Here is a 9,039-nt window from a genome sequence, read left to right as displayed (position 1 = left end):
ACCGCGGCGACCCCGTCATCCAACTCGCCCCACCACTGATCATCGGACAACCCGAGTTCGACGAGATCGAACAAAAACTACGCAGCGTCCTCACGCAGGCCTGGTCCCGGCTCTAGCACCAGCAACATGAGTTGCGTCTGCTTGGCCGAGATGGCGTCCTTGCCGACGCGGCCTCGACCCGGCGGCCGGCCCACAACAGTCGACGCGCCGGGGCCTGCGCCGAACCCCGACCCCCGCCCGGTCAGCCGCGACGGCTCCGCACCGGCCGGGACCGTGTCACACCCCTGTACGAGCACGAAACCGAAACCCACCAACCGCCTCGAAAGGATCATGATGATGAGTGTGTACGCGGTGACGGATCCGGCCACCGGCCAGGTCATCAAGGAGTACCCGACCGCCACCGACGCCGAGGTCCAGGCGGTGATCGCGTCGGCGGCCGCAGCGAGCACGGGTTGGGCCCGGTCCACGAGCGTGGCCGACAGGGCGGCGCTGATCCGTCGCGTCGCCGACCTGCACACCGAGCGCAAGGAGGCACTCGCCGCGATTATCGTCCGGGAGATGGGCAAGCCCCTGCCCGACGCGATCGGGGAGGTCGAGTTCTCCGCCGCGATCTACGGCTACTACGCCGACAACGCGGAGAAGCTACTCGCCGACCAACCGATCGCGCTGCTCGACGGTGACGGCACCGCGCTGATCCGCCGCTCCCCGTTCGGGGTACTGCTGGGGATCATGCCGTGGAACTTCCCCTACTACCAGGTCGCCCGCTTCGCTGGACCGAACCTGTGCATTGGCAACACCATCATCCTCAAACACGCGCCCCAGTGCCCCGAGTCCGCGGCCGCGATCCAGCAGGTTTACCACGACGCCGGATTCCCCGACGGTGCGTACACGAACGTCTACGCCACCAACGACCAGGCCGCGACCATCATCGCCGACCCCCACGTCGCTGGGGTGTCCCTGACGGGCTCCGAACGCGCCGGGGCGGCCGTCGCTGAGGTCGCCGGACGCAACCTGAAGAAGGTCGTACTGGAGATGGGCGGCTCCGACCCGTTCATCCTGCTCTCGACCGACGATCTCGACAAGGTGGTCGACCAGGCGTTGGCCGCCCGGATGGACAACACCGGCCAGTCCTGCAACGCCGCAAAACGCTTCATCGTGGCCGAGAGCCTCTACAAGCCATTCCTGGAGAGGTTCACCGCCAAGGTCCTCGCCCACAACGACGGCATCTCCCCCCTGTCCTCGACCGCCGCGGCCGACCGACTCCAGGACCAGATCGACGCCGCCGTCGAGCAGGGCGCCCACCTGGAAACCTCCGGGACCCGCCACGACGCCCACTTCCCCACCGGCGTGCTCACCGACGTCACGCCCGACAACGACGCCTACCACCAGGAGCTGTTCGGGCCTGTGGCCACCGTGTACAAGGTCGCCGACGAGGCCGAAGCCGTCCGCGTCGCCAACGACACCCCCTATGGCCTCGGCTCCTACCTGTTCACCACCGACCCCGACCAGGCCGCCCGCGTCGCCGACCAGATCGAAGCCGGCATGGTCTTCGTCAACGGCGTCCTCGCCGACGGCGCCGAACTTCCCTTCGGCGGCGTCAAACGCTCCGGCTTCGGCCGCGAAATGGGCACCCTCGGTATCGACGAATTCGTCAACAAAAAACTCATCCGCACCGTCAGCTAAACCTGGACTCACGGATTGCCTCTTGACGACTGTCCTGGACGGGGCACACGGCCGGGTTCGTGTCGTGTTGGGAATGGTGGCGTCCTCGCGGGCCACGTCAGCGCCGGCACTCGTTTTGGGCATGCCGTCGACGCCGTACTTTTCGATGTTGCCGAGCTATAGGAGATCTCCATGAGCACGATCAGCACACCTGGTGCCGCCACGGCGTCTGGGGTGCGAAACGGCGAGGTGTCGTACTGGTACTCCAGCATCGGACTGCCGAGCTATCGGGGCGCGCTGCCGGGAGACCGGGACGCGGACGTGTGCATCGTCGGTGCCGGGTTCACGGGTTTGTGGACGGCGTATTACCTGCTGCATCAGCAGCCGGACCTGCGGGTCGTGCTGCTGGAGAAGGAATTCGCTGGATTTGGTGCGTCCGGGCGCAACGGTGGCTGGTTGTCCGCGGAGCTGGCGGGATCGCGGGAGCGGTATGCCGCCACCCACGGGCATCAGGCGGTCGTCGAGCTGCTGCGGTTGATGCGTTCGGCAATCGACGAGGTCACCCGTGTAGCAACCGTCGAGGGGATCGACGCCGACATCGTCAAGGACGGTGTGCTGCACGTCGCGCGCAACCGGGCGCAGCAGAACCGGTTGCGCCACGAGATCGACTATGAGCGAGGTTGGGGCGCCGCGCCGGAGGACCTGAGATACCTGGAGGCTGCGGAGATCCGCGACCGGATCGCTGTCGCCGGCGCACGGGCCGGCCTGTTCGTCCCGCACTGCGCGCGGGTGCAACCGGCAAAACTGGTCCGGGGCCTGGCGGCGGCGGTTGAACGGGCCGGCGGGAAGATCTTCGAGCAGACCACCGTGAGCGAGATCCGGCCGGGGTCGGCACTTACCGACCGGGGCACCGTGTCGGCGCCCATCGTACTGCGGTGCCTGGAGGGCTTTACCGCGAGCATCAGGGGTGCACGCCGTGCCTGGCTGCCGATGAATTCCTCCATGGTGGTGACCGAGCCACTCTCGGACTCGGTCAGGTCCCAGATCGGGTGGCAGGGTGCTGAGCTACTGGGCGACTTCGCGCACGCCTACATGTACGCGCAGCGCACCGCCGACAACCGGATCGCCTTGGGTGGGCGAGGCATCCCCTACCGCTTCGGTTCACGCACCGACCAGCGCGGCCATACCCAACCGCGGACCATCGAAACACTGACTAGCCTGCTACATCACCTGCTCCCCGCCACCGCCGAAGTGAACATTGCGCAGGCCTGGTGTGGTGTTTTGGGTGTGCCCCGCGACTGGTGCGCGACGGTCAGCTTTGACCGGCCCACCGGCCTGGGTACCGCCGGTGGGTATGTGGGCAGCGGCCTGACGACGACCAATCTGGCCGGGCGTACCCTGGCCGACCTCGCCTTGCGGCGGGACAGCCCATTGGTGGAGCTGCCATGGGTCGGACGCCGGGTGCGGCCATGGGAACCCGAACCCTTGCGGTGGGCCGGCGTGCACGCCATGTACGCCCTGTACCGGGCCGCCGACCGCCGTGAAGACCACCGCGACCTGGATCACACCAGCAACCTGGCCCGCCTCGCCGACAAGATCACCGGGCGCTGACGAGTTCTGGCCAGAGCGGAGCGAGAACGGCCGATCGTTACCAGAAGCCGGTGGATCGGTGTGCTGCGCGGCACGCCGGCCCTCGCTCAGGCCTGACGCCACCGCCCGGCGCGGGCCGGTGGCCGCGTACCCGGCCCCTGCGGGCCGGCGGAACCTATCGCTCGGGCGACCGAGCCTGCCGGCTCTGGCTCACACCCCCGTGTCATCTCCTACCGTCGTCTCGTCCACCCCTGACCCGAATGCGCCGCACACGATCACCCGGAGCCGGGGGCAACACCGCTGTCACCCGCCACCCGGATAGCGCCGATACCGACATCACGGACTCTGCCGTCAACGGGCGGAAGCGAGCTCCCCTCGAGCGTCCCGGCCGCTTGTACGGCATCCGTGCGTTACGTGGCCGTTGCGAGCAAGGCTCCGCCGGGGGCCGTAGCTAGCGGCCGGTATCTGCCGACGCTGCCGGCCAAAGGGGAAAGTGGCACGCGGCCCGGTGGCCCTCGCCAAAGGAGCGCAGTGCCGGCTTCTCCACGGCGCAGCGTTCTTGGGCAAGGGGGCAGCGGGTTCGAAAGGGGCACCCCGAGGGTGGGTTCATCGGCGATGGCAGTTCACCATGCATTACCGAGTCGTCCGCCTTGACCCAGGGCTCTGGACATGGGTCCAGGCTAGGGATCGATGCGAGGAGCGCCTCGGTGTACGGGTGGTGGGGCCGATCGAACAGCTCATGCGTTTGTGCGGTCTCCACGACGCGCCGGCGTTCATGACCGCGACCCGGTCCGCACGGCCTGCGATGACGCCCATGTCATGGGTGATCAGGATCATGGTCATCCCGAGACTCTCCTTGAGGGAGTCCAACAGGGCGAGGATCTGCGCCTGAATAGTGACATCCAATGCGGTCGTCGGCTCGTCCGCGATGAGCAGCTTGGGGTCGCAGGCCAATGCCATCGCGATCATGACCCGCTGCCGTAGGCCCCGGAGAGCTCGTGAGGGAACGCATCGACTCGCTCGCTCGGTCGTGGTACGCCGACCAGGTCAAGCACCTCCATGGCCCGCTGGAGGGCCTGCCGCTTACTGACCGGCTGGTGTAGGCGGATCGCCTCGACCAGCTGCCGGCCAATGGTGGCAGTCGGGTTCAGCGAGGTCATCGGGTCCTGGAAGACCATCCCGATCTCGTTGCCACGCACGTGCCGCAGCTCGGGCTCACCCAGCGGCACCATGTCCTGCCCGTCGAGCACGATCCGCCCGGACGTGATGTGCCCACCGGGCGGAAGCAGCCGCATGATCGAACTACCGGTCATCGTCTTACCGCACCCGGACTCGCCAACCACACCGAGCGTCTCGCCGCGACCTACCTCGAAATTCACGCCGTCGACGGCCCTGATCGTCCCGCTTCGCAACCGGGATCTCGGTGTGCAGATCCTCCACGCGCAGCATGGCACCCGTATCACCGCGCGGCGCCGTCCTGGACACGTCGTCTGCCATCGCCATTCCTTGCCTGTGCGGCACGTCGCCTCGCCGCGGCCGAATCAGTCGGATCTCCACAGCATTCCGCAGTTATGCCCTCTGCCGGCCCGCTGGTCTTGTCGTGCGCCGGTCGTAAGTGCGCCAGCCAGGACCCGCCGGGAAGGTCCTGCACGCGATGGGGCTTCGGCCCGAACTCATCCGTGCGAACCCGCCACGCCAGATCCGCCCCGGTAGCAACCACCTTGCGCCACAACGCATACGAGAAGAACCGCCGGTCGGCCAGCACCAGCATCCCCGGCTCCAGCGCCGGTAGCAGCCGCTCGGTCAACACCGCCTCCGAGTCGCTGCACGACCCGACGCGCGCGGCAGCAGCGCATGCGTGCCACACTCAGCCCACCGCGACGATCCGCGCCTGCGGAAACGCCGACTTCTCACCCTTGCTCACCACGGGCCGGCTAAAGAACGCGTCATTGACCGGCGTATCCGCAACATCCAGACACGTCCCGTCGATCGCGACTGACTCGTCCTTGGTTTGATTGAGGGAAAGCCAGTTTTCCTGGAAGGAACCCATCGATCATGGCGAATGTGAAGTACCCGCAGGAGTTGCGGGAGCGCGCGACGAGGCTGGCCGTGGAGGCCCGCCGCGACCCGGAGACTCGCACTGGTGCGATCGCGAGGATCTCTGACCAGCTGGGCGTGCACAAGGAAGCACTGCGTAACTGGGTCCGTCAGGCCGAGAAGGCGGGCCTGCCCGTCGAGCGTGAGGACACCGAGGAGCGGATCCGGTCGCTGGAGAAGCAGAACCGGGAACTGCGTCGCAGCAACGAGATCCTGAAGTCCGCGGCGGCTTTCTTCGCGGCGGAGTTCGACCGCCCATCCAGGTAGTCGTCGCGTTCATCGACGAGTACCGCCACCGCTGGGGAGTCGAACCGATCTGCCGTGTCCTGTCCGACGAGCTCGACGTGAAGATCGCCCCCGGCACGTACTACGCCCACAAGAAGCGTCCACCCTCGCCGCGCGCCCGGCGCGACGCGTACCTGAAGGAGGAGATCATGCGTATCCACGCGCACAAGCGGATGCGGGTCTACGGGATCCGCAAGATTCACCGGCAGCTGGGCCGTGACGGCATCGAGGTGGCCCGGTGCACCGTCGAGCGGCTCTGTAAAGAGCTCGGGATCCGCGGTACCGTGCGCGGCAGGTTCCCGCGCACCACGCGCCCGGCACCGGAGACTGGCCGGCCGAAGGATCTGGTCGATCGGCAGTTCGTCGCGGACGCCCCAAATACGCTCTGGGTGGCCGATATTACCTACGTGCGAACCGAGGCCGGGTGGGTGTATGTCGCGTTCGTGCTGGATGTGTTCTCCCGCAAGATCGTCGGCTGGCAGGCCTCCACCCGCATGTACACCGACCTCGCGCTGGACGCGCTGAAGATGGGCTTGTACGCTCGTCAGCGTGACGGGCAGGATGTGAAAGGCCTTGTGCACCATAGTGATCGGGGCGTGCAGTATCGCGCGCTGCGGTACGCGAGCCGGCTCGAGGAAGCCGAGGCTGTGGCCTCCGTCGGGTCTCGCGGGGACTCCTACGACAATGGCCGAGGCGCTGAACTCGCTGTACAAGGCCGAACTGATCCACCTGGACGGGCCCTGGGACGGCATCGACGACGTCGAGGTCGCCACCGCCGACTGGGTCGCCTGGTTCAACAACGAACGACTCCACTCCATGCTCAACTATCAACCTCCGATCGAGGTCGAAGACGCCTACTGGGCCCAGCAGCAAACCACCGATACCGCAGCATAGAAATTCAACACACGCAGACCCTCAACAAAATCCGGGACTTGACACGACCATCCCCCGGCCGGCCAGCCACACCCCGGGCGTGTCCGGGCCACCCAAGGGCGCCGCGACCCGCTCGAACAACGCACGCAGGGCTGTCGCCACACGCCGATTCGGACGTGGTGGCCCGGATGAGGACCATAACCGAGCCGGCCGGGCCTCCTTCTGCTCTGGGCACGTCGCCATGCGTCGATGTCGGCAAGACGCATAAGAGGCTACGCGTCTCACTGGGTACGCGTCGTGGATGACATCAGGGCGGGCGTTGCGATCGCGCAAGGTCGCCAAACACGAAGGACCTTGACCATGGTGATCGCAGCAGTGCCGGTTGGTCAGTGTCGTCATTTTCAGTCACCTGCAGGTCTTGACACCGCCGCTGCCAAGTGACCGAATACCGTATACAACTTAGGAGAGTGCGATGGACGCTACCGCAAGAGGGCCAGAGCCTGTACCCCCAACGTCGGCACCGCGAAGGCCCGTTGACAGGTCCGACAGGCTGAGCTCGAATCTGTTAGGCCCAATGGCAGTGGCGGCAATGACGATGGCCAATATGGCTCCGGCCATGAGTTTCATCTTCGGGTTTGCCATCATCGCATCAGCATCGGGTCTAGCGTCGCCACTAACCGTTCTTGTTGCTGGTGTCGCGTGCCTGTTTCTTGTGAACACAATGTCTCAATTTTCAATGTTCAGGCCCTCAACAGGATCGTTTGTTTCATTCATTGGTGCTGGCTTGGGCAGAACAGTGGGCACAGTGTTCGCACTCGTCCTAGCACTCGGATACATCGTTCTTGGAAGTAGCGTTATTGGGCTTTCAGGCGGTTGGGCAGAGAGTGCGATTAAGCACTACACCGGCGTTACGATACCCTGGCAGGTCATCGGCTTGGTCACTATAGCCGTCGTAGCGCTACTCGTCGTACGTGGCGTTCAAATTTCTGTAAAATGGAGCGCTCGTTTCTACGCACTGGAACTCACGACGTTGCTTCTTGTTTCGACTTGGTTGCTGATCTCGCATCACCATTCGATTTCGTGGGACCTATTATCTCCCGCACACTGGAAAGACGGCTTCTCCGGATTTGCTCTCGGCTTCCCATTGGCGATCTTCTTGTTCATCGGCTGGGAAGACTCTGCGGCGATGGCCGAGGAGAGCCACAACCCGCGCAAGAACGTTGGCCGAGCTATGTTGTTCGCCACCGTTCTGCTGACAGTCGTTTATACCTACCTTTCCTTCTCAACCGTGGTTGGATTCAACAAGAACTCAACCGCACTGGCAGCTCAAGCAGTACCCTTTCTGAGTGCTGCGCAAGGCGAGGGTGCGGTCTTGGTCTTCTTGGTCTACCTTGCTGGACTGACCTCCATATTCGCATGCCTTATCGGAGCGGCCAACGCACAGGCGCGGATAATATTCAACTCGGGACGTGAAGGTATGCTCTTTAGTTACCTGGGTCGCGTTCATGACCGATTTCGCACACCATATCTATCCCTACTCACATACCTAGGCGTGGGTTTTGTTCTTCTCATAGCTTGGGGATGGGGAGGCGGAATGGATACTGTCACCTACTTCGGAGAGGCCGGAACTCTTGGCACAATATTGGTGATGCTGACATACTTCTGTGTGAACATTGCTCTTCCGGTATACGTTCTGCGGGAGCGCCGGTCAGAATTCAATATTGTGCGTCACGGCATTCTTCCGTTGATCGGCGCGGCGATTGTCATCGTCCCACTCTATACATTGACCGAACCAGGGCAGCCTGCTCCGTACAACTACTTCCCGTACATCGCTCTGGGCATTGTCGTCCTCGCCCTGGGGTACGCGATCATTCGCGTCCGCAACAGCCTCGTGCTCCGGGAGAAGTTCGGAGCGTTCATTGCGGATGACCACGAACTCGTCGGCGAGCTCGAGGGGTAGTTCGTGAGCCATCAAACGGCAACTCGGGTGGTCGGAGGGCGTTTCACCCTCCGACCACCCGAGTCCCGTTTGGTGGCTTGTATGAGTTGGAGTCAAAGAGATTTGGTGGGCTCGGGGTCGGCTCCTGGTCGATCTCGAATCCGGTTCAGGGAGATGGTGGCAGGTGCGGTGGCCGGCGGCGCGGGTGCCCGCCTGGTAGGCGCCGGATCACGTACCAGCGTGGGTCTGCCGTCTGTGTCGGCTACTGAGGTAGTCGGCCGGCGCAGTCCGGGAGGGCCTCCAGACCGATTCTGAGCGACGTCATCGATGCCTCATCGACGCAGACGCCGGCCAGCGAGTCGACGTACCTGCTGTTGAACGTCAGGTCGGCTGGCAGGTCCTCACCGACTGGGTCCCCACGCATCCCGCGGGGTCGCGGCCGTGTGCCGGGCGGGTCGGCGACCTATGCCCAAGGCGTGCGAACGCCCTCCCGTCAGCAGTGCGGGTTGCCGATCGGTGGCACCTGTCGCACGGCCCGACCGAGGCCACCCTGAAAGGGGTCGCCGCGCATTCGACCTGTTGGGCCGGCGCCA

At 64.9% G+C, this 9,039-nt stretch carries 4 protein-coding genes, 3 pseudogenes and 1 other annotated feature; of the genes and pseudogenes, 4 read left to right on the top strand and 3 right to left on the bottom strand.

Translation table 11 applies throughout. From position 1 onward, the window contains the following. The first annotated feature begins 336 nt into the window (after window positions 1–336). Both FGL98_RS23985 and FGL98_RS23980 read left to right on the top strand, forming a co-directional pair. On the top strand, window positions 337–1,683 hold the full coding sequence (locus FGL98_RS23985; RefSeq protein WP_146321267.1) for an NAD-dependent succinate-semialdehyde dehydrogenase: 1,347 nt from the start codon (window positions 337–339) through the stop codon (window positions 1,681–1,683). 171 nt (window positions 1,684–1,854) lie between these two features. Further along, window positions 1,855–3,273: an NAD(P)/FAD-dependent oxidoreductase gene (locus FGL98_RS23980; RefSeq protein ID WP_146321264.1), complete on the top strand. Its 1,419-nt coding sequence runs from the start codon at window positions 1,855–1,857 to the stop codon at window positions 3,271–3,273. Between the two features lie 430 nt (window positions 3,274–3,703). Here the strand turns inward: FGL98_RS23980 and FGL98_RS27305 are convergent, their stop codons facing one another. The 3 genes and pseudogenes from FGL98_RS27305 to FGL98_RS26565 form a co-directional block, all read right to left on the bottom strand. After that, a complete protein-coding gene (locus FGL98_RS27305; protein ID WP_246136726.1) occupies window positions 3,704–3,988 on the bottom strand; it encodes an oligopeptide/dipeptide ABC transporter ATP-binding protein in 285 nt (94 codons plus the stop codon). Next, a pseudogene (locus FGL98_RS27300) lies at window positions 3,886–4,595 on the bottom strand (ABC transporter ATP-binding protein). The gene FGL98_RS27305 and the pseudogene FGL98_RS27300 overlap by 103 nt, the downstream one beginning before the upstream one ends. Before the next feature lie 239 nt (window positions 4,596–4,834). After that, window positions 4,835–5,248: pseudogene (locus tag FGL98_RS26565) on the bottom strand (IS4 family transposase); the annotation flags it as partial. A gap of 59 nt (window positions 5,249–5,307) precedes the next feature. On the opposite strand from FGL98_RS26565, the pseudogene FGL98_RS23960 reads away from it, so the two are divergent. Both FGL98_RS23960 and FGL98_RS23955 read left to right on the top strand, forming a co-directional pair. Beyond that, window positions 5,308–6,528 (top strand): annotated as a pseudogene (locus FGL98_RS23960) (IS3 family transposase). Next, window positions 5,577–5,708: a sequence feature (AL1L pseudoknot), on the top strand. Its footprint overlaps the pseudogene before it by 132 nt. A gap of 451 nt (window positions 6,529–6,979) precedes the next feature. Then, the gene (locus FGL98_RS23955) at window positions 6,980–8,467 is read left to right on the top strand and encodes an APC family permease (RefSeq protein ID WP_146321258.1); all 1,488 of its coding nucleotides are present in this window, start codon (window positions 6,980–6,982) and stop codon (window positions 8,465–8,467) included. Window positions 8,468–9,039: the final 572 nt, after the last annotated feature.

The organism is Leekyejoonella antrihumi, assembly GCF_007845645.1.
GTDB lineage: Bacteria > Actinomycetota > Actinomycetes > Actinomycetales > Dermatophilaceae > Leekyejoonella > Leekyejoonella antrihumi.
The sequence above is the reverse complement of the archived record's forward strand: the minus strand, read 5'-3'. Positions and strand labels throughout refer to the sequence as shown.